The organism is Gaetbulibacter sp. PBL-D1 (assembly GCF_050509525.1).
GTDB classification, from domain to species: Bacteria; Bacteroidota; Bacteroidia; order Flavobacteriales; family Flavobacteriaceae; genus Gaetbulibacter_B; species Gaetbulibacter_B jejuensis.
On sequence record NZ_JBNWKB010000009.1, the window covers coordinates 109,848 to 135,799 of the forward strand.

Here is a 25,952-nt window from a genome sequence, read left to right on the forward strand (position 1 = left end):
AAATCAATTACTGAATCCATGAAAAAAATTGTCTTATTAAGTGTTACTTTTTTGCTATCTGCTTTTGCTTTTTCTCAACAAGACACCGAAATATTTTTATTCAACATTGAATCTCCAAGTTCTAATATTAGTGTAACATCAGGAAAAAACATTTCTAATAATGAAGGTTATGACAACCAACCTTCTTTTATGAACAATGACTATATTTTATTTTCTTCAAACAGAAATGGTCAAACAGATATCATAAAATACCATACAAACTATGGTTCAAAAACGTGGTTGAACTTTACAGAAAGTGGAGAATACACACCTTTAAAAATTCCAAATAAAGATGCAGTTTCAGCAGTAAGATTAGATCCTGATGGCAAACAGCGTTTATATGCGTACAGTTTAAAAACTTCAGAATCTACTGAAATAATCAAAGACCTTGTAGTTGCTTACTACACTTGGTACGATGAAAACACAATTGTATCTGCTGTTATTGAAGACACCGAATTAAACCTTTATATCACTGACGTTAATAAAGGTATTTCAAAAAAATACGCAACAAATGTTGGTCGTTCGTTTCATAAAATTCCAAATTCAAACTTAGTAAGCTTTATTTCAAAAGAGGATGAAACCCAATGGAAAATTAAGTCTTTAAACCCAAAAACAGGAGCTATAAAAACCATTGCAAACACCATTGAAGGTGTTGAGGACATTTGTTGGCTTAATCATATAACTATTCTTTCTGGTAAAGGAAGTAGTTTACAAAAATTCACATTAAACAAAGACAACAATTGGAAGACCGTAACTGATTTATCTTCCTACGGAATTACAACTATTACAAGATTAACAACCAATCCTGAAGCTACCAAATTATTAATTGCTGCTGAAACTACTCAAGCAGAAATTCCTGTAAACACTGAAACCAAGCTCGAACCAAAATTAGAAAATTGTGCTTGGATAGCTGGCAATTGGAAAGGTGAAGCATTTGGTGGAATTACAGAAGAAAACTGGAGCAAACCATCAGGTGGCTCAATGATGGCGACGTTTAAATTAATTAACGACAACAAAGTTTCGTTTTACGAAATTGAAATTATTAGAGAGGTTGATAACAGTTTAATTCTTCAGCTTAAACATTTTGACAGTCAACTACGAGGTTGGGAAACCAAGGATGAAACTGTAGATTTCCCTCTAAAAGAGATCACACCAAACAAAGTGATTTTTGAAGGTATGACCTTTGAACGCATCTCTGACAATGAAATGAATGTTTATGTTGACATTCACCAAAAAGATGGTTCAATAGAAGTCGTAAAATTCAACTATAAAAAGTAATCTTTATTTAAGTATTGTATCCATAACACGTTCCTGCTCTGTTGTGTTAGATAGATTAATTGCTGTTTCAATTAACGCTAAATGCGAATACGCTTGTGGAAAATTACCTAAAAGTCGTTTGGTTTTAAAGTCTATATCTTCGCTAAACAACCCAAGATGATTACTATAAGACAATAGTTTATCAAATAGTTTTTTGGCTTTTTGTACCTCTCCTATTTTGTATAAACTATTTATAAACCAAAACGTACATATTGTAAATGACGACGATGGCAACCCAAAATCGTCTTTGTTTTTATAGCGATACAATAAACCATCATTACTTAATTCTCTTTCAATAGCATTTACTGTACTTACATATTTAGGATCTCTAGCATCAATAAACCCATAAGGTTCCATTAGTAATACAGATGCGTCTAAATCTGACGAACCATAAGATTGCGTAAAGGCTTTTACATCGTTGTTCCAAGCGTTTTGCATTATATCTTCTCGTATTTCAGATTCTATAAGCTTCCACTTCATAATTTTATTAGTCTTGTTGAGTAACTCAGCAACTTTAATTGCTTTATCAACTGCTACCCAACACAGTACTTTTGAAAATGTGAAATGTCTATCTTCTGCTCTAAATTCCCAAATACCTTTATCAGCTTCTCGCCAGTGCTTGTTAACAACCCAAACAATACCTTTAGTAATTGTCCATAACTCTTCGGTATTTTCAATATCCATTGAAAAGTTTACAAACTGTTGGTGAATTACATCCATCAAAATACCATAAATATCATTCTGTTTTTGTTTATAAGCTGCATTACCAACCCTTACAGGACTTGAGTTTTTATAACCGCTTAAATGGTCTAATGAAAATTCGGTAAGTTTTTTCTCTTTATTAATACCATACATAATCTGAAGTTTTTCATCTTTATCAGGTATTAAATCTATTATGAATTTTAAGTAGCGTTTAGCTATATTTTTATGTCCTAATTTTGAAACCACTTTAATTACCATTGATGCATCTCGAATCCAGCAAAAACGGTAATCCCAATTTCTAACTTCTCCAATAGTTTCAGGTAATGAGGTTGTAGCTGCCGCTAAAACTGCTCCAGTTTTATCATATGTAAGCAACTTTAAGGTCATAGCGCTTCTAGCTATTTGCTTTTGGTATAGCTTGTAGGTTGGTGTTCTATCCATCCAGTTTAACCAATACACCTTAGTACGTTGGTGCTCCAAAAAGATACTATCCACAGTAGTCTCAAACACTTTTTCGTTATAACCTAAGAGAAAATATCCATCAACAGTTAATTCAATTTCATTACCATTAACCACTTTTTGCTTATCAAAATTGGTATATAAAAATAAAGTATCAAATTTTTCACCATAGGTTAGGCTTACTATAAAATGGTCTTTCACATATATTTCGGTCTTTCCTTTAGCATACTCTAGTTTAGGGTTATAATTAACCTTAAATGTTGGTTTCCCTGAAATATGCTTAAAATACCTGATAATTTCTGGTGGAGATTGGTAATCACCATTAGGCTTGTAGTATCGAGGCATAAAATCGTGCACCTCAAAAGTGTCAATTCCGTTACTGAATTTAGTAACTAAAATAGTAGTGTTTTCAATATAATCCTGAGTTATAGAGAAACTCTCATCTACTAAAATATCAAAGCTTCCTCCTATTTTTTCATCCAGAATTTTTGCAAAAACCGAAGACGAATCAAACTCTGGCAAACAACACCATTCTATAGCTCCTGTTTTTGAAATTAATGCTGCACTTCTACAATTTCCAATAATACCGTAATCTAAATTATCCATTAAATACTGCTTTAGGTATGGTTAACACTTAATTTTTCATTAAATTAACAAAATACACTTTAAAACCTATTATCTTAACCATAATTATGAGTAAAACAATAATTGTTTCCAATAGATTACCACTTCAAATTAAACTTGAAAACGACAATTCTTTAAAAATCACACCTAGTGTTGGCGGATTAGCCACAGGAATGAAATCGGTACATGCTGAAGGCAATGGAATTTGGGTTGGCTGGTCTGGACTCACTGAAGAAGAGATAGATAGCTCCACTAAAAAAAAGGTTGACGAAGCTGTAAAAAAAGAAAAATGCGTCGCTGTTTCATTAAACGAACAAGATGTAGAAAACTTCTATTTTGGGTTTAGTAACAAAACACTTTGGCCTTTGTTTCATTATTTTATGGAATACACCGAATTTGAAAAAGACCAATGGGAATCTTACCAAGAGGTGAATCAAAAATTTGCTGACGTAGTTTTAGAGCATATTGAAGATGGTGACAATGTTTGGGTGCATGATTATCAACTTTTACTATTACCAAAACTTATTAAAGACAAAAAACCCAATACGACTATAGGTTTCTTTTTACACATACCTTACCCTTCGTATGAAATTTTTAGAACCTTCCCTTGGAGAGAACAATTGCTTGAAGGCATGTTAGGTGCGGATTTGCTTGGATTCCATACTTATGACTATGAACGTCATTTTTTAAGTTCGGTAAAACGAATATTAAGGCTAGATGTAAAGTTCAATAAAATAAATTATCATGACAGAGTTGTAACAGTAGATTCGTTTCCTATGGGAATTGATTACAACAAATTTCATGATGCTGCATTAACACACACCAATCAAAATCCTAAAGAAAAATCGGAATTACAACGAAGACTAGACGACCACATTCAGTCTACTTCTAATGCTAAAATGGTACTTTCAATTGATAGGTTGGATTACACCAAAGGTATCCCTAACAGGCTAAGAGCTTTTGAGTACTTTTTAAACAAATACCCTCAATTTAAAGAAAAAGTACGCCTTATTATGCTTGCAGTTCCTTCGCGTTCAAACGTTCCTCAATACCAAAAACTAAAACGTGATACTGATGAACTTGTTGGTAGAATTAATGGTGAATTTGCCACAGTAAGCTGGACTCCTATTTGGTATTTTTACCGCTCAATGCCTTTTGAAAACCTTATAGATCTTTACACTTCTTCGGATATTGCATTAATAACTCCTGTAAGAGATGGGATGAATTTAGTAGCTAAAGAGTATGTTGCTACAAGAACAAATGAAGATGGTGTGCTTATTTTAAGTGAAATGGCTGGAGCTTCAAAAGAAATGAATGAGGCTTTACTTATCAATCCTAATAATTTTGAAGAAATAGCTGACACTTTAAAGCAAGCTATTGAAATGCCTACTGAAGAACAAAGTAAGCGTATGAAAATTCTACAAAAGCGATTAAAACGTTATACAGTTGAAAAATGGGCAGATGAGTTTATGAAATCATTAAACGCTACAAAAATTAAGGACACAGTAATGGTTTCTACACGACTGGACGATACGCTTCAAAAGAAAATGTTATCTGATTACAGTTCCGCTTCTAGCAAACTACTACTCTTAGATTACGATGGTACATTAGCTGGTTTTAAAAACGACCCAAAAGATGCTAAACCTGATGCAGAACTTTTTGAACTCTTAGATACCATCGATCAACAAGAAAATACTGATGTAGTAATTATTAGCGGTAGAGATCAAGATACATTTAACGAATGGTTCAGTAAAAAAAGTTATACATTAATTACCGACCATGGTGTTTGGTTAAAAAAACAACATACCAATTGGGAAGCGCTCGAGCATTTAAAGAATGATTGGATGGCAAATATTCAACCTATTTTAGAAACTTTTGTCGATAGAACTCCAGGTACATTTATTGAAAAGAAAAAATACTCTCTTGCATGGCATTATCGTAAAGCAGATCCTGAATTAGCTCAAATAAGAACTATAGAGTTAAATACTGTGTTAACCAGTTTAATTTCCAACGATAACTTAACAGTTCTCAAAGGCAATAAGGTTATTGAAATAAAAAGCAGTAACGTTAACAAAGGTAGAGCAGCACTAAGATTGCTTAACGAGAAGTCTTATGATTTTATATTTTCAATAGGTGATGACTGGACAGACGAATACATGTTTGAAGAACTTCCAGAATCAGCATATACTGTAAAAGTAGGTTTCAAAAAAACCAAAGCCAGATATTATGTTAAAGATACTGATGAAGTAAGAACTTTGTTGCGTAAATTCACAAAATTATAACAACACTTAAATTTAAAAACCAATTAAAGAAATAGAAGAACATTATTTCAAAACCGATAGCGAATGGAGAACATGGCTTCATAAAAACCATTCACTATCCAAAGGCATATATCTTATTTTCTACAAAGTAGAACACGAAAATGAAAGTATGCGATGGGAAGAAGCTGTAAAAGTAGCCCTTTGTTATGGCTGGATAGATTCTACAGTTAAAAGTCTTGGTAACGGAAAACGCAGACAATATTTTTCACCTCGTAACCCTAAAAGTGTTTGGAGCGCTTTAAACAAGCGTTATATAGATGACCTAATTACTGAAAATTTAATACATGATGCAGGTCATAAAACTATTGAAATAGCAAAAGAAAACGGAAGTTGGTCTGTACTCGATGATGTTGAAAATGGTATTATTCCTGAAGATTTACAAATTGCTTTCAATGCAAACAAAACAGCATTTACCAACTACCAAAACTTTGCTCCATCATACAAAAAAGGATATTTGTATTGGCTCAATCAAGCTAAACGAGAAGCTACAAGAATAAAACGAATTTCTGAAATTATTGAATTGTGTAGTAAAAACATAAAATCAAGAAGTAGTAGGTAATATTTTAGTAACTTTAACTCTAGCTATTTATCAATTAACCATGTCTGAAGAAACTACCCAACCAAAAAAAAGGAAATGGAAGGTTAACTGGACCACTGAAAAAGTAATGAGTACCTCTGCTCTTTTTATCAGTGTCATTTCTTTAATTGCATTAATTTATCAATCTTATTTAGCGAGAGAAGACAATAAACTTACTCAAAAACAGCAAAGTGCAAGTGTCTTACCATATCTAAACCAATGGCAGAGTAATTACAATAATCACTTCCAGCTTATACTTGGTAATAAAGGTGTTGGTCCTGCTTTTATTAAAAAAGTAAAATTAACTTTAAACAACTCTAAAACATTTAATAACTCTGACGATTTATTTAATGAAATCTTCAAATCCTCTGAAGAGATTGACACAATACCAAAAGTAACTAGCGCATTGGTGAGTGGTTTTGTACTACCAGCAAATGAATATATTAGCTTAATTGAAATTAATGGTAAAAGAAATATTGAAATGTTTTTAAAGGTTTTAGAAACAAAAAATATTTCTTATGAAATTACCTATGAAGATGTTTATGGAACGCAGTGGATTATAAACAATAATGAAGAAGATAAAAACAAAGCTAGTGTTCCAACTTTAATCTTAAAAGAGTAAACTCGCATTAACAAGAGTTTAAGATATTTTTAAGGAATATTATATATTTTTAGTGTTTCTTAACTTTTTTGTAAATCTTAAGCTTGAAACAAAAACGAAAACAACTCGCTAAAACCTCTAGAACATACAGAAAACTTCATCGTTATGTTGCAATTCCCTTAGTGTTTTTTATGTTTCTTTTAGGAGCTACAGGCTTTCTTCTAACTTGGAAAGAACAATTTCAATTCAAACCCAAAACGCATGCTTCGTCCTCAAACACATTATCTCTAATATCATTAGATATAATTAGAGACAATGCTATAAAACATATAGAGTCTTTAAACCTTTCACCTGAAATCAACCGAATAGATTACAGACCAAATAAAGGTGTTGCTAAAGTGAGGTTTGAAAATCACTTTACCGAAATTCAAATAGACTGTTACACAGGTGAAGTCCTATCAGTAAAACAAAGAACTGCTGATATTATTGAAATGATTCATGATGGTTCAATAATGGACTTTCTATTTAAAAACCAATCCACTCCATTTAAGCTTTTCTATTCAACTATCACATCCTTAGGGTTGATGTTGTTATCGTTTAGCGGATTTTGGTTATGGCTTAAACCCAAACAAATCAAACGTTTAAAAGACTAGAATATAAGCGCTTGATTGTTTTTTTACGTAAATTTAAAACTCAATAATAATAAACACATGAAAAACGTCTTCTCAATCATTCTCTTCTTAAGTGCCTCATTGCTTTTTGCCCAAGAGTTTTCAATGGATTTAGTAAAAAACATGAAACCACGAAATATAGGTCCTGGTGGAATGTCTGGTCGTGTTACAGCCATTGATGTAGTTACAGATAATCCTGACGTTATGTACGTTGGCACAGCATCTGGTGGTTTATGGAAGTCAACTTCTGGAGGTATAAAATGGGAACCTATTTTTGACAACGAAGCTACTGCTTCAATAGGAGCTGTTGCTATACAACAATCAAACCCAAGTGTAATATGGGTAGGTACAGGAGAAGGAAACCCTAGAAACAGCCTTAATGGTGGTTATGGCATATACAAATCGCTTGATGGAGGTAAATCTTGGATGCTCATGGGACTTGAAAACACAAGACACATTCATAGAGTAATTATTGACCCAACAAATCCTAACGTAGTTTATGTTGCTGCAATTGGCTCTCCTTGGGGAGAACATCCTGAAAGAGGTATTTTTAAAACCACAAACGGAGGAGAAACATGGGAAAAAATCTTGTTTGCCAATAATAAAACTGGTGCTGCAGAATTAATCATGGATCCAACAAATCCCAACAAATTAATTGCTGCTCTATGGGAACACAAACGCGACCCTTGGTTTTTCAAATCTGGTGGTGAAGGTTCTGGTTTACACATTACACATGATGGCGGAAAAACATGGAAAAAAATAACTGATGAAGACGGATTGCCAAAAGGAGAATTAGGAAGAATTGGTATTGCAATAGCACCAAACAAACCTAATATTGTATATGCATTAATAGAAGCTAAGAAAAATGGTTTTTACAAAAGTGAAGATGGAGGTTTTACTTGGAAAAAAGTAAATGACAACTTAAATGAGATAGGAAACAGACCCTTTTACTATGCCGAAATATATGTAGCTCCTGATAATGAAAATCGTGTGTATACCATTTTCACTTACGTAAACGTATCTGAAGATGGCGGAAAAAGCTTTGACCAACTTATGCCAGCTTATGGTGTAGATAATGGTATTCATCCAGACCATCACGCATGGTGGATTCATCCTAACAATGGTAATTTTATGATAGATGGTAACGATGGTGGATTAAATATCACTAAAGATGGTGGAAAAACATGGCGATTTATTGGCAATATACCTGTAGCTCAATTTTATCACATCAATGTCGATAACGACTACCCTTACAATGTATATGGAGGCATGCAAGACAATGGTTCTTGGAGAGGTCCTGCTTACGTATGGAAAACACAAGGTATTCGTAATAGCTATTGGCAAGAAATAAGTTTTGGTGATGGTTTTGATGTCGTTCCTGATAAAGACGACTCTCGTTTTGGCTGGTCAATGAGTCAACAAGGTTATGTAAGTAGATACGATTGGGAAACTGGTAATAACCTTTTAGTAAGACCAACACATCCTGACCCAAATGTAGAGTTACGTTTTAACTGGAATTCTGCAATTAATATTGATCCTTTTAATAATAGTACACTGTATTTTGGAAGTCAGTTTGTTCATAAATCAACTGATAAAGGTGAAACTTGGACAGTCATTTCAGAGGATTTAACCACTAACGACCCAGAAAAACTAAAACAATCAGAAAGTGGCGGATTAACAATGGATGCTACAGGAGCAGAAAACCACTGTACCATTTTGGTCATTGAACCTTCTCCTGTTGAAAAAAATATGTTGTGGATAGGAACTGATGATGGTCGTGTTCACGTTACTCAAAATGGTGGACAAACCTATACTGATGTGTCCAAAAACATAAAAGGATTACCCAAAGGCAGTTGGATTCCTCAAATAAAAGCATCAAACAAAAACAAAGGAGAAGCATTACTAATAGCTAATGATTACAGACGTTTTAATTACACACCTTATGCATACAGAACCAAAGACTATGGTAAAACATGGACACGCATAGTAGATGAAAATGATGTAAAAAGCTATACACTCTCAATTGTTGAAGATATTGAAGAACCAAACCTGTTATTTTTAGGAACTGACGACGGTTTATACATTTCCTTAAACGCTGGAGAAAGCTGGACTAAATGGACAGAAGGCTTCCCTACTACATCTGTAAAAGATTTAGTAATTCATCCAAGAGAGCACGATTTAGTAATAGGTACTTTTGGTAGAGCTGCTTGGGTTTTAGATGACATAAGACCTTTACGCGCTCTGGCTAAAAACAAACAAGTATTACAACAAAAAGTAGAGTTATTTCAACCTCCTACAGCTATTCAAGCTGCATACCAACAACCAACAGGAAGTCGCTTTGGAGCTGATGCTTTATACAATGGAGAAAACAGAAGCTATGGTGCTCAATTGTCATATTATGTAAATATTGATACTCAAAAAGAAGACGCAAAAGAGGAAGCTTCAAATGAAGACGAAGAAACTTCTGCTGAAAAAACCAATGAAGTAAAATGGGATTCTTTAACATTAAAAATATATGATGGAAAGCGTTTAATAAGAACATTAAAGCAAAAAGCGCCTAAAGAAACAGGTATTCACAAATGGACATGGTATATGGATGAAGCTGGTGTTGAAAGAGCTTCTAGACGAAATAGAACCAGAAACAGCGAACCAGGAGGTATCACTGTTAAACCAGGCACTTACAAAGCTGTTTTAAATTTTGGAGACCAATCTTCAGAAAAACAAATTACAGTAATGTATGACCCAAGATTAAATATTTCTACAGCAAACATCAATGAAGTTTACAACACTTTAAAAGATTTAGAAAGCGCTCAAGAAACTATGGCTAATGCTGTAAAACAACTTGTTGAAAGCAAAGAAATAGCTGAGAAATTTCAGTCTGAACTTAAAAAACTAGATAAAGAAAAATATAAAGACGATATAAAATCATCTAAAGACATCGTCAAAAAAATAGATGAAATTATTGATATTTATTTAGGAAAAGTTGACGAAAGACAAGGTATTACCAGAAACCCAGAAGTTACCATCAACACAAGACTTAGTCTTGCAAGAGGTTATGTTCAAGATAGTCAAAACGGTATCACAACTACCGAAACTACGTTAATTAAAAACTTTAAAGACGCTTTAAATAGTGCGCTTGAAAAAACCAACACCTTCTTTAATGAAGACTGGAAATCGTATCAAACAAAAATGGAACAGTTACAAACTAATCCGTTTAAAGACATATCAACCTTTAAACTCAATTAATTATGAAAAACATTTTAATATTAGTGTTTTTTGCTACTATGCTGTCTTGCAAAAAAGACACTGAGAGCAAGAATGAAGCCCAAGCTAAAAGTATTGAACAGTACAGCATTGAACAGTTCATGAACAACGAAGCTGTAAGTGGAGGAAGTTTTTCTCCTGACAACTCCAAGCTTTTAATCTCCAGTAATCGCTCTGGTATTTTCAATGCGTACACAGTACCTACAACAGGTGGTGAATACACACAAATCACAGCATCAGATAGCATTTCATACTTTGCTGTTTCTTACTTCCCTAATGATGAGCGTATGCTACTTTCAGCCGATGGGAATGGTGACGAAATAGACCATATTTATATGAGAGACACAAATGGTGAGATTAAAGATTTAACACCTGAGCAAGGAGCAAAATCTTCATTTTATGGTTGGTCTGCTGATAAAAACAGTTTTTATTTTGGGTCAAACAAAAGAGATGCTCGCTATTTTGATGTGTACAAAATGAGTATCGCTGATTTTTCATCTGAATTAATTTACCAAAATAATGATGGTCTAAATTTCAGTGGAATTTCTAATGACGAAAATTACATTGCTTTAGTTGAATCTGTCAACACTAACGATAGCAACTTGTATTTATTCGACAGAAGTTCTAACGAAAAAACAAAAATCAATGACAACCTAAGTGCAAATGCATCTGAAGATTTTGCAGTTGATAGTAGTGCATTTTATTACACTACTGATGATGGCGAAGAGTTTTCATACTTAATGAAATATGATTTAGCGTCTAAAACAAAAACTAAAATTGTACAAAAACCTTGGGATGTTAGTGGAGCTGGTTTTACTGATAAAGGGACTTACTTAGTAGTTTATGTAAACGAAGATGGTAAAAATGCTATTGAAGTTTTAGATAGCAACACATTACAACCAATAACACTACCTAATTTTGATAATAAAAGTATTACCAGTGTAAGTTTTTCAAAGGATGAAACATGGATGCGCTTGTATGTTGGTGGTTCCAATTCGCCTTCTGATTTATACACTTACAACTTAGAAACCAAAGAACAGCACAAACTCACCAATGTTTTAAACAAAGAGATTAATCCTGACGATTTAGTTACTGCTAAAGTTGTTCGTTTTAAGTCTTTTGATGGTACAACAATTCCTGCCATATATTATTTACCACATCAAGCATCTGCAGATAATAAAGTGCCTGCAATGGTTTGGGTTCATGGTGGTCCTGGAGGTCAAACACGTCAAAATTTCAGCTCTTTAATTCAGTATATGGTTAATCATGGATATGCTGTTTTAGCTGTGAATAATCGTGGAAGCAGTGGTTATGGTAAAACGTTTTTTAAAATGGATGATAAAAACCATGGCGAAAAAGATTTACAAGACTGTGTTGAAGGAAAAAATTGGTTAGCTGAGCAAGCTGAAATCAATTCTGAAAAAATAGGAATCATTGGTGGCTCTTATGGTGGATATATGACTATGGCAGCATTAACTTACACTCCAGAAGAGTTTGATGTTGGTGTTAATATATATGGTGTTACCAACTGGATGCGTACATTAAAAAGCATTCCGCCTTATTGGGAATCGTTTAGAGAATCATTATACTTAGAGTTAGGCGACCCTTATTCTGCTGATTCAACACGTTTAAAACGAATTTCTCCTCTTTTCCATACTGATAAGGTTACCAAACCTTTAATTGTTTTACAAGGAGCTAAAGACCCTAGAGTATTACAGGTTGAGTCTGATGAAATTGTTGCTGGAGTAAGAAAAAATGGCGTTCCTGTTGAATATGTTTTATTTGAAGACGAAGGTCATGGATTTATAAAAAAGGAAAACCAAATTGAAGCTTACAGCAGAATTTTAAAATTCTTAGACGAGCATCTTAAAAAAGAAAATGCACCTTTAGATGGTGAAACTCCCAAAACGGAAATAGATCCAAAAACGGAATAAACAAAACAAAAACGGCTAAACTATGTTTAGCCGTTTTTTATTCTATAAGCTTTAATGCTTTACTATCTTCTATCTTTATTTGTTTGCCTTCTGTAGAAATTAATCCTTCTTTTTTAAATTGAGACAATATTCGTATTGCAGATTCTGTAGCAGTACCAACAATATTAGCATAGTCATCTCTAGTAAGTACTATATTTAAAAATCCATTATCATCTTCTCCAAAATTGGTTTGCAAATACAAAAGCGTTTCAGCTAAACGTTGCTTCACCGATTTTTGGGCCATATCAACAATAACCTTATCAGCAAGTTTTAGTTCCTCAGCCATATCCTTTAGCATTTCCAACGAAAAATTAATGTTATGTGTTAGGTCGTGTATTATTTCGTGCTTTGGAATAAAACACACTTGCATATCATTTATAGCTACAGCACTTAGGTTAGAAGCCTCATCAGAAATTAAAGAACGTTGCCCTAACAAATCTCCTCTAACAACTAATTTTACAATTTGGTCTTTTCCGTTTGCGCTTAACTTAGATAATTTACAAACACCATCCTTTATACAGTAAACACCATTAACATTATCACCTTCTTCAAAAATAATCTCTCCTTTTTTGATAGTGTGTGTTGTTTTACATCCAGAAAGCCGTATAAGGTCATCCTTTTGTAACGCTCTTAAAGCATTAAACTGCCTGATAATACATTGTTCGCACTTGCTCATACCTTATTTTGAAGTGTTCTGTAAAAATAACTAAAAACTGATAAATATCATATTTTTTTTAGCCTTTGCTTTCGACCTTTGCACTAGGTATAAATGAGCAAATATTATGAAACAAGCTACATGTTTTCATTGTGGTGATAATTGTACAGTTGAACATATTGTTCACAACGAAAAAGACTTTTGTTGTAATGGTTGTAAAACCGTTTACGAAATTTTTTCTGAAAACGATTTAACCTGTTATTACGATTTACAACAAGCTCCTGGAGCTACACCTAAAGAAATTCAAGGTAAATATGATTTCCTGTCGGATGACGCTATAATTGAAAAGCTCACCGAATTTAATGATGATAAACACCAAATTGCAACCTTAACCATTCCGCATATTCATTGTAGTTCTTGCATCTGGATTTTAGAAAACCTCAACAAACTCAATGCAAATATTACTGCTTCTCAAGTAAATTTTGGAAAAAAGACCGTAAGAATAACTTATAAAACTGAAGCTTTTTCATTAAAAGAAGCTGTACTTCTATTAAGTAAAATTGGTTACGAACCTTACATTTCTCTTGAAGATTTCAATACAGGAAAAAACAAAGTAAACCGCAGTTTAATTTACAAACTTGGTGTTGCTGGTTTTGCTTTTGGTAATGTGATGTTTTTATCGTTTCCAGAGTATTTTGAAGTCAATGAGTTCTGGCTAGAGCAGTACAAACCTGTGTTTCGTTGGCTCATGTTTACATTTTCACTACCAGTAGTTTTTTATGCGGCTCAAGATTATTTTATTTCGGCTTACAAAGGATTAAAGGCGAAACTTTTAAATATAGATATTCCTATTGCGCTTGGTATTTTAGTGTTGTTTATACGAAGTACAGCCGAAATTATTCTAGACCTAGGCACAGGCTTTTTCGACAGCTTAACAGGTTTGGTGTTCTTCTTATTACTTGGGAAATATTTTCAGCAACGCACCTACAATTTCTTATCGTTTGAGCGCGACTACAAATCGTACTTTCCTATTGCTGTGACGAAAATTTTAAACGGAATTGAAACACCAATTCAGGTTTACGACATTAAAAAAGGCGACCGATTATTAATTAGAAACGAAGAGTTAATTCCTGTTGATGGCATTTTAATTAACGGAAACGCTAATATAGATTACAGTTTTGTTACAGGAGAATCTGAAGCTGTTAAAAAATCGTCTGGTGATAAACTTTTTGCAGGTGGCAAACAATCCACTGGAAGCATTGAAATGGAAGCTTTAAATGCTGTTGAGCAAAGTTACCTTACTCAACTTTGGAGCAACGATGTGTTTAACAAAAATAAAGAAGATAGCTTTACAACACTAACAAATACCATAAGCAAACGCTTTACTATTGCTGTGTTGAGCATTGCTTTTTTAGCTACAACTTACTGGCTGTTTGCCGACTCAAGTAAAGCACTTAACGTATTTACTGCTGTGTTAATTATTGCTTGTCCTTGTGCTATTGCGCTTTCTGCCCCTTTTACTTTAGGAAATTTGTTACGCATTTTTGGAAAGTTAAAATTCTATTTAAAAAACGCTTCGGTTATTGAACAGTTGGCAAAAATAGACACCATTATTTTTGATAAAACAGGTACCATAACTTCCAACCAAAAAAGTAAAACAGCCTATAAAGGTGAAACGCTTACGGAAGAGGAAACAGTTATTTTAAGTAGTACACTTAGACATTCTAACCATCCATTGAGTAGATCGTTATACAACTTGCTTAAGCAAAACAACATTATAACCCTAAGCCATTTTGAAGAACATTTAGGTGAAGGTATTTATGGCAAAAGCAATAATCAATCGGTAAAAATAGGTTCTGCAAAATATGTTGGACAACTTCAATCAGAAACCGAATTAAGTACAGCAGTTCATATTAGCACCAATAACACATACAAAGGAAAGTTTACCTTTTACAATGCATACCGAAAAGGCATTTCAAAACTGTTTAACAAACTAAAAAAAGACTACGATTTAGCGATACTTTCGGGTGACAATGCAAGTGAATTAAATAACCTAAAAAAATTACTTCCAAGCAAAACCAAACTTATTTTCAATCAAAAACCAAACGATAAGCTAGAATACATTAAGCATCATCAAAACAATGGCGCTCAAGTACTCATGGTTGGTGATGGTTTAAACGATGCAGGTGCTTTAGCACAGAGTAATGTTGGCATTGCTATTTCAGAAAATATCAATGTGTTCTCGCCTGCTTGCGATGCCATTTTAGATGCTTCAAAATTCAATCAATTATACAACTATATAAAAGCTTCAAAAGCAGCTATTAAAATCATAAAATGGAGTTTTGTGTTCTCCTTTTTCTACAATGCTATTGGTTTATACTTTGCCATTACTGGTCAACTTATGCCTGTGATTGCAGCTATTTTAATGCCTTTAAGTTCCATAAGTATTGTTGTATTTACCACAATTGCAACAAACCTTTTAGGTCGAAAATTAAAATGAAAAAATTAATGAAACATGACAAATATCATCTTTTAAAAAGAGATGCCAACGTAATTTTGAACTATAACTTCAAGTAGGTATGAGTGTTATTTATGTATTACTAGCTATTAGCATTATCATTGCTATTGTCTTTTTTATTGGATTTATAAAAGCCGTAAAATCAGGACAGTACGATGATGACTATACACCATCTGTACGCATGCTGTTTGAAGACGAACTGGTTAAAAACAAAACCAATAAATCCATTAAAAATCAAAAGTCTAACTAATTATTATGGAAGTACAACAATTTTATTACGACAACAAGATTGTTAAAAAATTCTTACTCGCTACCATGCTTTGGGGTGTTGTGGGTATGCTTGTAGGTTTACTACTAGCCTTTATGTTCTTGTTCCCTAACCTAACCGACGGTATTTCGTGGTTAAGCTTTGGTCGATTGAGACCTTTACACACAAATGCTGTTATTTTTGCCTTTGTAGGTAACGCCATTTTTGCAGGTGTGTATTACTCTTCTCAACGTTTACTAAAAGCAAGAATGTTTAGTGACGCTTTGAGTAATATCAACTTTTGGGGTTGGCAACTTATAATTGTTGGAGCAGCAATTACACTTCCCTTAGGTTATACAACTAGTAAAGAATATGCCGAATTAGAATGGCCTTTTGATATAGCCATTGCTATTGTATGGGTTGTATTTGGTTGGAACTTAATAGGAACTATTTTAAAACGTCGTCAACGTCACATGTATGTTGCCATTTGGTTTTATTTAGGCACATTTGTTACAGTTGCTGTTCTTCATATTTTTAACAGTTTAGAATTACCAATCAGCGGATTAAAAAGTTATTCAGTTTATGCAGGTGTTCAAGATGCCTTAGTACAATGGTGGTATGGACACAATGCAGTAGCATTCTTCTTAACAACTCCATTCTTAGGGTTAATGTACTATTTTGTTCCAAAAGCGGCAGATAGACCTATTTACTCTTATAGATTATCTATTGTACACTTTTGGTCATTAATATTTATTTATATCTGGGCAGGACCACATCACTTATTATATACTGCTTTACCAGAGTGGGCTCAAAATTTAGGTGTAGCATTTTCGGTAATGTTATTAATGCCTTCTTGGGGAGGAATGATAAATGGTCTATTAACATTAAGAGGCGCTTGGGATAAAGTGCGTGTTGACCCTGTGTTGAAGTTTATGGTTGTAGCAATTACTGGTTATGGTATGGCAACCTTTGAAGGTCCAATGCTTTCACTTAAAAACGTAAATGCTATTGCCCACTTTACCGATTGGGTTATTGCTCACGTACATGTTGGTGCTTTAGCTTGGAATGGCTTCTTAGCTTTTGGTATGATTTATTGGTTGATTCCAAGATTATTCAACACCAAGCTACACTCAACAAAATTGGCAAACTTCCACTTTTGGATTGGAACTTTAGGAATTATTATATATGCATTACCTATGTATGTTGCTGGATTTACTCAAGCAAGTATGTGGAAACAATTCAATCCTGACGGAACATTAGTTTATGGTAACTTTTTAGAAACAGTTTCTGAAATCATCCCAATGTACTGGATGCGTGCTATTGGAGGATCGTTATACATTATTGGAATGTTTGTCTTAGCTTACAACATAATTGTTACTATTAAAAAAGGTAGCAAGGTAAGCGATGAACTTGCTGAGGCTCCTGCTCTACAACGTGTTTCAAAAAGACGAATTGCTGGAGAAACCTTCCATACTTGGTTAGAGCGTAAACCAGTGCAACTAACTATACTAGCTACTATTACGATTTTAATTGGTGGTATTATTCAAATTATACCAACAATAATGGTAGAGTCTAATATCCCAACTATTTCAAGTGTTAAACCATACACACCTTTAGAACTTGAAGGTAGAGACATCTATATACGTGAAGGTTGTGTAAGCTGTCACTCACAAATGGTTCGTCCTTTTAGAAGTGAAGTAGAACGCTATGGAGAATACAGTAAAGCGGGCGAATTTGTATACGACCATCCATTCCTTTGGGGAAGTAAACGTACAGGACCAGATTTGCATCGTGTAGGTGGAAAATATTCTGACAACTGGCACCTTAACCATATGTACGATCCACAAAGTACCTCATCAGGTTCTATTATGCCTGCTTATCAATGGTTGATTCGTGATGAACTTGATAAGTCTATGACTGAAGCTAAAATGAAAGCTATGGTAAAATTAGGAGTTCCTTATACCGAAGAGGATATTGCCAATGCACAACAAAGCATGACAGAACAAGGTATTCAAATTGAGAAAAACCTTTATACAGATCCTGATTTTGCTGAAAGCTACGAAGCTGATAAAAAAGCAGCTGGAAGCGAATTTATTGAAATGAGAAATAGAGAAATTACAGCTTTAATCGCTTATTTACAACGTCTTGGAACTGACATAAAAGTTCAAGAATTAGAAGCACAATTAACAACACAAAACCAATAAGTCATGTTGAAATTTGTAAAAAACCACATGGAAAGTATTACTGGTATAGAGATATATCCTTTAATATCCTTAATGATATTCTTCCTCTTTTTTGTTGCACTGTTTTGGTGGGTTATAACAGCTAAAAAAGAGTACATAACTACTGTGAGCAATTTGCCATTAGACAAAAAAAACAATTAAAATTATGAGACAATTTATTCCATCATGGCTTAGAGTTCCAATCGTATTTTTCGCTATTGCTTTTTTTGCTGAATATATGATTGACTCAGGTGATAAACCAGCATTTATTGAGTATCCATTGCTATCACTGTTTTTGGTATTAGTACTACTTATTCTTATTGCTACTGAAGGTATAGTAAGTTCTATGGATAACGTACTTTATCAAAGTTTAGATGAAGAAGCAAAAGCGAGATACGACGCACAACGTACAAGAACACCAAAATTCATTAAGTGGATTCAAAACACTTATAAAAAACTATTAGGCGCAAAACCTATCGAAGAAGAGCACGAAATTATTTTAGACCATAATTATGATGGTATTAAAGAGTTAGACAACTCTCTTCCGCCTTGGTGGATTTATAGTTTTTACATCTCAATTGCTTTTGCTGCTGTGTACTTATTAAAATACCATGTATTTAATGGTGACAGTCAATATGATGAATTAGCACAAGAATATGCCGAAGCAAAAATAGCTATCGAAGAATACAAAAAAACGGCTAAAGACTTGGTTGATTTTAATACTGTTGAATTACTTACTGAAGCTTCAGACTTAAGCAACGGAAAGAAAATTTTTGACACCAACTGCGTTGCATGCCACAAAATTGATGGTGGTGGTGGTATTGGTCCTAACCTAACCGATGAATATTGGGTTTTAGGTGGAGGAATTAAAAATGTATTTAAAACAGTATCAGAAGGAGGTCGTGATGGTAAAGGTATGATTGCTTGGAAACAAAACTTAAAACCTTCTGAAATTGCACAAGTAGCAAGTTATGTACTCACATTTCAAGGTACAACACCTGCTGAACCAAAAGACCCTGAAGGCGAACTTTGGATACCTGAAGGTTCTAAAACTGAAAATACAGAAACCAACTTAACAGAAGAAATTTCTACTGAAACTGATTCTACAACTGTGAATTAAACGTTGCTTAATGAGCCAACAAACACAAAACAACGAAAACTTTAGAGACTCTATTGGTACTATTACCGATGAAGGCAAGCGCGCTTGGATTTATCCAAAAAAACCAAGTGGTAAATTTTATGAAAGACGTAAAATAGTTAGCTACTTTTTGCTTGCCTTTTTGTTCTCTGCTCCATTTATTAAAGTAAATGGCAATCAGTTTTTAATGTTTAATGTATTAGAAAGACGCTTTAACATTTTTGGGTTTCCGTTTTGGCCTCAAGACTTTCACCTGTTTGTTATTTCAATGATTATTGGTGTCGTTTTCGTTACACTTTTTACAGTTGGTTTTGGACGTATATTTTGTGGGTGGATTTGCCCTCAAACCATTTTTATGGAAATGGTTTTTAGACGTATTGAGTATTGGATTGATGGCGACAGAAACAAACAACGTAAACTAGACAAACAAAAGTGGGATGCCGAAAAAATAAGAAAACGTCTTTTAAAGTGGTTTGTCTTTTTGATCATCTCGTTTTTAATAGCTAATATTTTTCTTGCGTACCTTATTGGTAGCGATAAACTTTTAAGATATATTATCGATGGTCCTCAAGAGCATTTAGGGACATTATTTCCATTACTCATTTTTACAGCTGTATTCTACTTTGTTTTTGCATGGTTTAGAGAGCAAGTGTGCATTATTGCTTGCCCTTACGGAAGACTACAAGGTGTATTATTAGACAACAAATCGGTAGTTGTTGCTTACGACCATAAGCGAGGTGAAGGTGAAAATGGTCGTAAAAAATTCAGAAAAAATGAAGATAGAACTGCTTTAGGACATGGAGACTGTATTGATTGCCTACAATGTGTACATGTTTGTCCTACAGGAATTGATATTAGAAATGGCACACAACTAGAATGTGTAAACTGTACTGCTTGTATAGACGAATGCGACCATATCATGGAAAGCATTAATTTACCAAAAGGCTTAATTCGTTATGCAAGTGAAGATGAAATTGAGAAAAAAGAAACCTTTAAGCTTACTAGCCGAATGAAAGGCTACATAGCTGTCCTAACTATTTTAACAGGAGTTTTAATAGGTATGCTCTTATTAAGAAATGATGTTGAAGCTAGAATTCTTAGACTACCAGGACAACTTTACGAGAAAAAAGACAACAACATTATAAGCAATGTGTTTACTTATAAAATTATAAACAAAACCACTCAAGAAATTGATAATGTAAGTTTTAAACTTAGAAACTTTGAGGGCGAGATAAAGCTTGTTTCAACAACTAAAGATTTTATGGTTCCTGAGCAAGGTTTAGCAGAAGGCACATTATTTATTGAAATAAATAAAAGCCATTTAAAAGGTGATAAAAACAAGCTAATAATAGATGTGTATAGTCACGACAAATTTATAGAAACTACAACAGTTAACTTTTTGGGACCAAGAAGTTATCATTAAAAAAATAGTGTTATGAAATTTAATTGGGGAACTGGAATTGTACTTGCATTTATTGGCTTCATTGGTTTTATCATGTACTTTGTTGTTACCATGAGTACAAATGATAAGTACGATCATGATTTAGTTACTGAAGATTATTATAAACAAGAATTAGAACTTCAGAAAAATATAAACAAAGAAAAAAATGCAGCTCAGCTAAAACATAATATTACCTGCAAAAAAACTAATACAGGTTTATTAATAAGCTTTCCGGAAGATCTTGATGCATCAAAAATAACCGGAAAAGTGTTCCTATATAGACCATCTAACAAGCAATTTGATTTTGAAACACCAATTTCTTTATCAAACCACAATTTGCTCGTACCTGACAACCGTTTGTTAGGTGGTCGTTGGAACATTACTATTGATTGGGAATATAACGAAATTCCTTATCGTTTTAAAAAAGAAATTGTTTACTAAATGCTTTGGTCTGCATTCATATTAGGTCTATTAGGTAGCTTTCACTGTGTTGGTATGTGTGGTCCTATTGCCTTTATGTTACCTGTTGACAGGAGTAATTCCGTAAAAAAAATAAGCCAAATTACAACCTACCACATTGGAAGACTGTTAGCATACAGTACAATAGGGCTAATTTTTGGGCTTATTGGTAAAAACCTTTACATCTTTGGTTTACAGCAACAACTTTCAATATGCATTGGTGTATTAATGATTGTTGTGGTTTTATTACCCTACAAAACGTTTAGCAAATACAACTTATCAAAACCGTTACACAAAATAATTTCAAAAGTAAAAAGTGAACTAGGTAGTGCCTTAAAAAAGAAAACTGCAGACACTTTTTTAACTATTGGATTTTTAAATGGGTTTTTACCTTGCGGATTAGTTTATATGGCTGTTTTTGGGAGTTTAGTAAGTAGCACCATTACACAAGGTGCTATGTATATGGCTCTTTTTGGTTTAGGGACTGTTCCTTTAATGACAAGTGCTATTTATTTAGGAAAATTTTTAAACACAACTATTAAACAACGAATACAAAAAGCGATTCCTGTTTTTGTAGTTATTATTGGTGTGTTATTTATTTTAAGAGGTTTAGGATTAGGAATTCCTTACATATCTCCTACTCCTGTTGTGGAAATGGTTTCAGGGAACATTAACTGCCACTAAAACAATTAAAACCCTCATAACAAACACATTGAACTATAAAACTGTATCTTTGTTAAACGAGGTAGTATACTATGAAAAACATTCTTCTTCTTACCGATTTTTCTAAAAGTGCAAATAATGCTATTAGCTATGCGTTGTCTCACTTTAACTCCAGTCCTTGTCACTTTTTCTTAATGTATGTGTATAAGTCTGGAAACTTTATAATGGACGATTTAATGACTAGCAGCAGCGATACTGTTTATGATGCTATTATAAAAGACGAAAAACAAGAGTTAGAACATTATAAATCTAAACTTACAGATGAATACAAGCAGCATCAATTTTCAACCATTATAGATTATGACGCTTTGTTGAGTGCCATATCTCAATCTATCGAATTGAATACTATTGATTTAATAGTTGCTGGTTATGATGGAGCTACAAGCTTAATGGAAACTGTTTTTGGTTCTAATACGCTTAAAATTATCAGAAATATTGAACACCCTACTTTAATTGTTCCTGAGGAATTTCACTATCAAAATATTAAAAATGTTTTAATTCCATTAGATGAGTCTGATAAGTTAAATACTAGCGAGTTTGACAGATTACTAAAGTTTATAGATTTAAAACACACAAATATTCATGTGCTAAGAATTGACAATGATGATACTTTAGCCGAAAGTGATAAACTTCATCTTGAAGAAAAAGTAGTAAACTACACTTATAACATTATTAAAAATGTTGCTCTACCTGATGCTGTAATGACATACCAGCAGTTAAATGAAATTGATTTAGTTGGACTAATAATTGAAAAAGAAAGCTTCTTAAAGCGTTTAATTTCTGAGTCTTCAACAACAAAAATCAGTAAGAGCTTAAACTTGCCCTTACTGATTGTTCATAATTAATACCAAAGTAATATATAAGTATATTATATTTTAAATGTCATTACTGGCAGTATTGCGTGGTTTGCAATATCTTCAGAAATACTGCCTTCAAAGAAATGTGTAATCCCTTTTCTACCATGTGTTGCTACAGCAATTAAATCGGCATTAATAGCATTAGCATGATTTAAAATACCAGATTCAACTGTATAATCTGACACAAAAGTTGTTTGCGACATTGCATCTGTATTGCCTGCTGCAGCTGTTAAAAACCCTGATACTTTTTGCCTCATCTCGGTAGAATTCAAAAACTTACCAGGAGTATTTACATAAACCAAGTGCACTTTTGCTCCCATACCTTCAAATTTATTAATTGCTGTTTTATAAACATCTATAGATTCTTTAGAGAAATCTGTTGCAAACAATACATTTTTAAAAGCAGAAGATTCTAACTTGTTTTTTAAAACCAAAACAGGAATTTCAGAATGTCTTACCACTTTCTCTGTATTTGAACCTACAAATATTTCGGATAAGCCACTAGTACCATGCGATCCCATTACTATTAAATCTGCACTATGGTCTTGTGCTACTTGACTCACTTCACTAAACACCTTAAAGTGTTTAACAATTGGAGTTACAGTTACACCTTTTAGATAGTCTTTATCTAAAAATTCTTCAAATCGTTTTTCAGCTAGTTTTAAATAAAAAACAGCTTCTTCTCCTTGCTCTAGACTTCCTTTGGTTAAAACTGCATCAGAAAGCTCCAACATATGCAACGCCAAAACCTCTCCATGATTTTGTCTTGCCATTACAGAAGCAGCTTCTAAAGCATATTCAGAGTGTTCAGAAAAGTCTATTGGAACTATTATTTTTTTCATTTTTAGGGTGTTTTTAAAGGTTAAATTTTGTGTTTTTTGTAAGTATTAATTTACAACTTTTTTATGTGTCTCACAAGTTTTTAAGATTATTAAATTGTCATAGAAAACAATTGTTTTTCAGGTTGTTTTCGTTGCAACAACACATCAAATGCCATACAAATATTGCGCACAAAAGGCTTTCCCTTTTTAGTAACCTTTAAACCTTCATTTTCTAGTACTAGTAACTCATCTTTTATCATTTCAGATAATTTAGCTTTAATTAATTCTAAATCATTAAGCTTTAACGACTCACATTTCCATGAGGTTTTATAGTGACACATTAAATTAAGAATATGTTGTCTAATAACTAAATCTTCTTCATTTAATATATGTCCTTTAAATACAGGAATAATTCCTTCTTCAATTAAATGATAATACTCTTCAATACCTTTTACATTTTGAGCAAAACCATACCAACTGTCGCTAATTGACGACACACCTAATCCTATCATCATTTGAGTTTTTGAAGCTGTATAACCCATAAAATTTCTATGTAGTTTTTGTGTTGTCATAGCTTCATATAAGGTGTCTGTTGGTAATGCAAAGTGATCCATTCCTATTTCAGAATATCCTGCCACATTAAGCATATCTTTACCTATTTCATATTGCAATCGCTTGTCTTCGGCTTTTGGCAAATCGGTATCTTTAAAGCCTCTTTGACCATTACCTTTTATCCATGGCGTATGCGCATAGCTATAAAATGCTATTCGATCTGGCATTAGCTGTTTTGTTTTTTCAATGGTTTCTTTAATATGCTCAACTGTTTGAAACGGAAGCCCAAAAATAATATCGTGTCCTACGCTTGTATATCCTATTTCTCTTGCGGTTTCAGTCACATATTTTACATTTTCGAATGGCTGAATTCTATGTATTGCTTTTTGAACTGTTTCATTATAATCCTGAACTCCAAAACTCACTCGTTTAAATCCTAGGTTAAAAAGTGTTTGTAAATGCTCTCTTGTAGTATTGTTTGGATGTCCTTCAAAACTAAACTCATAATGGTCTGCCAAAACTGCTTTTCGGGTAATTCCTTCAATTAACCGCTTTAAGTTTTGAGACGAAAAAAAAGTTGGTGTGCCTCCACCTAAATGCAATTCTTTAATTACGGGTTTACTCTCAAACAAATTGCAGTACAATTTCCATTCTTTTAAAAGTGCAGTTATATAAGGAGATTCTACTTCATGACGTTTGGTGATTCGTTTATTGCAACCACAAAATGTACATAAACTTTCACAAAAAGGCAAATGAATATAAAGACTAATCCCTTCGCTGTTATTACTCTCAACAAACGATTGCTGTGTTGAGGCTTTCCATTGCTTAAGAGAAAATGTATCCATATCCCAAAATGGTACAGTTGGATAGCTTGTATATCTTGGTCCTGGTATGTTGTACTTGCGTATTAATTCGTTATGATTCATTTGTGTAATTTTATACTTCAAAGGTAGACGCACAACAACAGTTACACTATGACATTTATCATATAAAAGTTAACTATTGTTTTAATTTATTTGAAATAATGCTTACCTTCACTATTCATTTAAAAAAAACCTAAATACAAAATGAAAAAAACACTTCTTATTATAGTTGCATTAGTATTAAGTTTCAATATTTCTTGTAAAAGCGATAAAAAAGAAACTGAAACAGCAACAGACAATGTTGAAACCGAAACTCCTACAACTACCGAAACAAAAAAGACAACCTCAGAGCCTTACGTTCCAACTGATGTAGTAAAAAAAGTAACTGTAAAACTTGAAGCTAAAAGCGAAAGTAATGTTACTGGTAATGCTCTTTTTAAAGAAGAAAAAGGTGTTGTTACTATGATTGCTGTTTTTGATGGTTTAACTGAAGGTTCTCACGCTATTCACCTTCATGAAAAAGCCGATTGTTCATCATCAGATGGAACCTCAACAGGTGGTCACTGGAACCCAACTGCTCAACCTCATGGAAAATGGGGAGACGACAAAGGATACCACAAAGGAGACATTGGAAACTTTAGTGCTAACGCAAACGGAAAAGGAACCGTTACTTTTAGTACTGACCAATGGTGTATTGGCTGTGGCGATGACACTAAAGACATTTTAGGAAAAGCTGTTATTGTTCACCAAGGAACAGATGACTTTACCTCTCAACCATCTGGAGCTGCAGGCAGTAGAGTAAGCTGTGGAGGAATTATTGAATAACAAAATTAAATACCCAATAAAGACTTAAAGCTACCTCGTGTAGCTTTTTTCTTTGGTTTAAATTCACTATTTTCGGTATTCTT

21 protein-coding genes are annotated in these 25,952 nt (G+C 33.3%); 17 read left to right on the forward strand and 4 right to left on the reverse strand.

Annotated features, from left to right (window positions below; all coding sequences use genetic code 11):
• Positions 1-18 precede the first annotated feature (18 nt).
• A complete protein-coding gene (locus ACQ0RB_RS09440; protein WP_430498076.1) occupies positions 19-1,317 on the forward strand; it encodes a DUF6265 family protein in 1,299 nt (432 codons plus the stop codon).
• A 3-nt stretch (positions 1,318-1,320) separates the two neighbouring features.
• Here ACQ0RB_RS09440 and ACQ0RB_RS09445 read toward each other — a convergent pair whose 3' ends face one another.
• Positions 1,321-3,123: a glycoside hydrolase family 15 protein gene (locus tag ACQ0RB_RS09445; RefSeq protein WP_430498077.1), complete on the reverse strand. Its 1,803-nt coding sequence runs from the start codon at positions 3,121-3,123 to the stop codon at positions 1,321-1,323.
• An 86-nt stretch (positions 3,124-3,209) separates the two neighbouring features.
• On the opposite strand from ACQ0RB_RS09445, the gene ACQ0RB_RS09450 reads away from it, so the two are divergent.
• From ACQ0RB_RS09450 to ACQ0RB_RS09475, 6 genes are all read left to right on the forward strand, one after another.
• Entirely contained in the window at positions 3,210-5,423 is a 2,214-nt protein-coding gene (locus ACQ0RB_RS09450; RefSeq protein WP_430498078.1) for a bifunctional alpha,alpha-trehalose-phosphate synthase (UDP-forming)/trehalose-phosphatase, read from the forward strand.
• A gap of 22 nt (positions 5,424-5,445) precedes the next feature.
• Positions 5,446-6,021 carry a YdeI/OmpD-associated family protein gene (locus tag ACQ0RB_RS09455; protein ID WP_430498130.1) on the forward strand — a complete coding sequence of 192 codons (576 nt, stop codon included), beginning with the start codon at positions 5,446-5,448 and terminating at the stop codon, positions 6,019-6,021.
• Positions 6,022-6,061: 40 nt separating this feature from the next.
• Positions 6,062-6,661, forward strand: coding sequence for a hypothetical protein (locus ACQ0RB_RS09460; protein ID WP_430498080.1), 600 nt, complete (start codon positions 6,062-6,064; stop codon positions 6,659-6,661).
• 83 nt (positions 6,662-6,744) lie between these two features.
• Complete coding sequence (locus ACQ0RB_RS09465) at positions 6,745-7,293, forward strand: PepSY domain-containing protein (protein WP_430498082.1); 549 nt, start codon at positions 6,745-6,747, stop codon at positions 7,291-7,293.
• A 57-nt stretch (positions 7,294-7,350) separates the two neighbouring features.
• Positions 7,351-10,557: a VPS10 domain-containing protein gene (locus ACQ0RB_RS09470; protein WP_430498084.1), complete on the forward strand. Its 3,207-nt coding sequence runs from the start codon at positions 7,351-7,353 to the stop codon at positions 10,555-10,557.
• 2 nt (positions 10,558-10,559) lie between these two features.
• Positions 10,560-12,509 (forward strand): S9 family peptidase, encoded by a 1,950-nt coding sequence (locus ACQ0RB_RS09475; protein ID WP_430498085.1) that lies wholly within the window; start codon positions 10,560-10,562, stop codon positions 12,507-12,509.
• A gap of 37 nt (positions 12,510-12,546) precedes the next feature.
• Here ACQ0RB_RS09475 and ACQ0RB_RS09480 read toward each other — a convergent pair whose 3' ends face one another.
• Positions 12,547-13,224 carry a Crp/Fnr family transcriptional regulator gene (locus tag ACQ0RB_RS09480; protein WP_129761271.1) on the reverse strand — a complete coding sequence of 226 codons (678 nt, stop codon included), beginning with the start codon at positions 13,222-13,224 and terminating at the stop codon, positions 12,547-12,549.
• A 106-nt stretch (positions 13,225-13,330) separates the two neighbouring features.
• Here ACQ0RB_RS09480 and ACQ0RB_RS09485 point away from each other — a divergent pair, with 106 nt between their 5' ends.
• The 9 genes from ACQ0RB_RS09485 (at position 13,331) to ACQ0RB_RS09525 (ending at position 22,796) form a co-directional block, all read left to right on the forward strand.
• On the forward strand, positions 13,331-15,703 hold the full coding sequence (locus ACQ0RB_RS09485) for a heavy metal translocating P-type ATPase (RefSeq protein WP_430498086.1): 2,373 nt from the start codon (positions 13,331-13,333) through the stop codon (positions 15,701-15,703).
• Positions 15,704-15,782: 79 nt separating this feature from the next.
• Entirely contained in the window at positions 15,783-15,971 is a 189-nt protein-coding gene (gene ccoS / locus ACQ0RB_RS09490; protein ID WP_129761269.1) for a cbb3-type cytochrome oxidase assembly protein CcoS, read from the forward strand.
• 5 nt (positions 15,972-15,976) lie between these two features.
• Positions 15,977-18,172 carry a cytochrome-c oxidase, cbb3-type subunit I gene (ccoN, locus tag ACQ0RB_RS09495; RefSeq protein WP_134199701.1) on the forward strand — a complete coding sequence of 732 codons (2,196 nt, stop codon included), beginning with the start codon at positions 15,977-15,979 and terminating at the stop codon, positions 18,170-18,172.
• 3 nt (positions 18,173-18,175) lie between these two features.
• Positions 18,176-18,352 (forward strand): CcoQ/FixQ family Cbb3-type cytochrome c oxidase assembly chaperone, encoded by a 177-nt coding sequence (locus tag ACQ0RB_RS09500; RefSeq protein WP_129761267.1) that lies wholly within the window; start codon positions 18,176-18,178, stop codon positions 18,350-18,352.
• A 4-nt stretch (positions 18,353-18,356) separates the two neighbouring features.
• Positions 18,357-19,310 (forward strand): cbb3-type cytochrome c oxidase N-terminal domain-containing protein, encoded by a 954-nt coding sequence (locus tag ACQ0RB_RS09505; protein WP_335976626.1) that lies wholly within the window; start codon positions 18,357-18,359, stop codon positions 19,308-19,310.
• Positions 19,311-19,320: 10 nt separating this feature from the next.
• A complete protein-coding gene (gene ccoG / locus ACQ0RB_RS09510; RefSeq protein ID WP_129761265.1) occupies positions 19,321-20,751 on the forward strand; it encodes a cytochrome c oxidase accessory protein CcoG in 1,431 nt (476 codons plus the stop codon).
• A 12-nt stretch (positions 20,752-20,763) separates the two neighbouring features.
• Positions 20,764-21,210: a FixH family protein gene (locus ACQ0RB_RS09515; RefSeq protein WP_262733072.1), complete on the forward strand. Its 447-nt coding sequence runs from the start codon at positions 20,764-20,766 to the stop codon at positions 21,208-21,210.
• A complete protein-coding gene (locus ACQ0RB_RS09520; RefSeq protein WP_129761263.1) occupies positions 21,211-21,912 on the forward strand; it encodes a sulfite exporter TauE/SafE family protein in 702 nt (233 codons plus the stop codon).
• A 71-nt stretch (positions 21,913-21,983) separates the two neighbouring features.
• Complete coding sequence (locus ACQ0RB_RS09525) at positions 21,984-22,796, forward strand: universal stress protein (protein WP_430498087.1); 813 nt, start codon at positions 21,984-21,986, stop codon at positions 22,794-22,796.
• A gap of 23 nt (positions 22,797-22,819) precedes the next feature.
• On the opposite strand, the gene ACQ0RB_RS09530 is transcribed toward ACQ0RB_RS09525, so the two are convergent.
• The gene (locus ACQ0RB_RS09530; protein ID WP_430498088.1) at positions 22,820-23,650 is read right to left on the reverse strand and encodes a universal stress protein; all 831 of its coding nucleotides are present in this window, start codon (positions 23,648-23,650) and stop codon (positions 22,820-22,822) included.
• 89 nt (positions 23,651-23,739) lie between these two features.
• Positions 23,740-25,107, reverse strand: a complete 1,368-nt coding sequence (gene hemN / locus ACQ0RB_RS09535) for an oxygen-independent coproporphyrinogen III oxidase (RefSeq protein WP_430498090.1) — start codon at positions 25,105-25,107, stop codon at positions 23,740-23,742.
• Positions 25,108-25,248: 141 nt separating this feature from the next.
• Between hemN and ACQ0RB_RS09540 the strand changes: the two genes are divergently transcribed.
• Complete coding sequence (locus ACQ0RB_RS09540) at positions 25,249-25,869, forward strand: superoxide dismutase family protein (RefSeq protein ID WP_430498091.1); 621 nt, start codon at positions 25,249-25,251, stop codon at positions 25,867-25,869.
• Positions 25,870-25,952: the final 83 nt, after the last annotated feature.

Coding starts and splice junctions, on each gene's coding strand:
- ACQ0RB_RS09500 (WP_129761267.1), top strand. CDS start 18,176: ATGTTGAAATTTGTAAAAAACCACATGGAAAGTATTACTGGTATAGAG.
- ACQ0RB_RS09470 (WP_430498084.1), top strand. CDS start 7,351: ATGAAAAACGTCTTCTCAATCATTCTCTTCTTAAGTGCCTCATTGCTT.
- ACQ0RB_RS09475 (WP_430498085.1), top strand. CDS start 10,560: ATGAAAAACATTTTAATATTAGTGTTTTTTGCTACTATGCTGTCTTGC.
- ACQ0RB_RS09505 (WP_335976626.1), top strand. CDS start 18,357: ATGAGACAATTTATTCCATCATGGCTTAGAGTTCCAATCGTATTTTTC.
- ACQ0RB_RS09520 (WP_129761263.1), top strand. CDS start 21,211: ATGCTTTGGTCTGCATTCATATTAGGTCTATTAGGTAGCTTTCACTGT.
- ACQ0RB_RS09540 (WP_430498091.1), top strand. CDS start 25,249: ATGAAAAAAACACTTCTTATTATAGTTGCATTAGTATTAAGTTTCAAT.
- ACQ0RB_RS09515 (WP_262733072.1), top strand. CDS start 20,764: ATGAAATTTAATTGGGGAACTGGAATTGTACTTGCATTTATTGGCTTC.
- ACQ0RB_RS09480 (WP_129761271.1), bottom strand. CDS start 13,224: ATGAGCAAGTGCGAACAATGTATTATCAGGCAGTTTAATGCTTTAAGA.
- hemN (WP_430498090.1), bottom strand. CDS start 25,107: ATGAATCATAACGAATTAATACGCAAGTACAACATACCAGGACCAAGA.
- ACQ0RB_RS09440 (WP_430498076.1), top strand. CDS start 19: ATGAAAAAAATTGTCTTATTAAGTGTTACTTTTTTGCTATCTGCTTTT.
- ccoS (WP_129761269.1), top strand. CDS start 15,783: ATGAGTGTTATTTATGTATTACTAGCTATTAGCATTATCATTGCTATT.
- ACQ0RB_RS09530 (WP_430498088.1), bottom strand. CDS start 23,650: ATGAAAAAAATAATAGTTCCAATAGACTTTTCTGAACACTCTGAATAT.
- ccoG (WP_129761265.1), top strand. CDS start 19,321: ATGAGCCAACAAACACAAAACAACGAAAACTTTAGAGACTCTATTGGT.
- ACQ0RB_RS09525 (WP_430498087.1), top strand. CDS start 21,984: ATGAAAAACATTCTTCTTCTTACCGATTTTTCTAAAAGTGCAAATAAT.
- ACQ0RB_RS09485 (WP_430498086.1), top strand. CDS start 13,331: ATGAAACAAGCTACATGTTTTCATTGTGGTGATAATTGTACAGTTGAA.
- ACQ0RB_RS09450 (WP_430498078.1), top strand. CDS start 3,210: ATGAGTAAAACAATAATTGTTTCCAATAGATTACCACTTCAAATTAAA.
- ccoN (WP_134199701.1), top strand. CDS start 15,977: ATGGAAGTACAACAATTTTATTACGACAACAAGATTGTTAAAAAATTC.
- ACQ0RB_RS09460 (WP_430498080.1), top strand. CDS start 6,062: ATGTCTGAAGAAACTACCCAACCAAAAAAAAGGAAATGGAAGGTTAAC.
- ACQ0RB_RS09445 (WP_430498077.1), bottom strand. CDS start 3,123: ATGGATAATTTAGATTACGGTATTATTGGAAATTGTAGAAGTGCAGCA.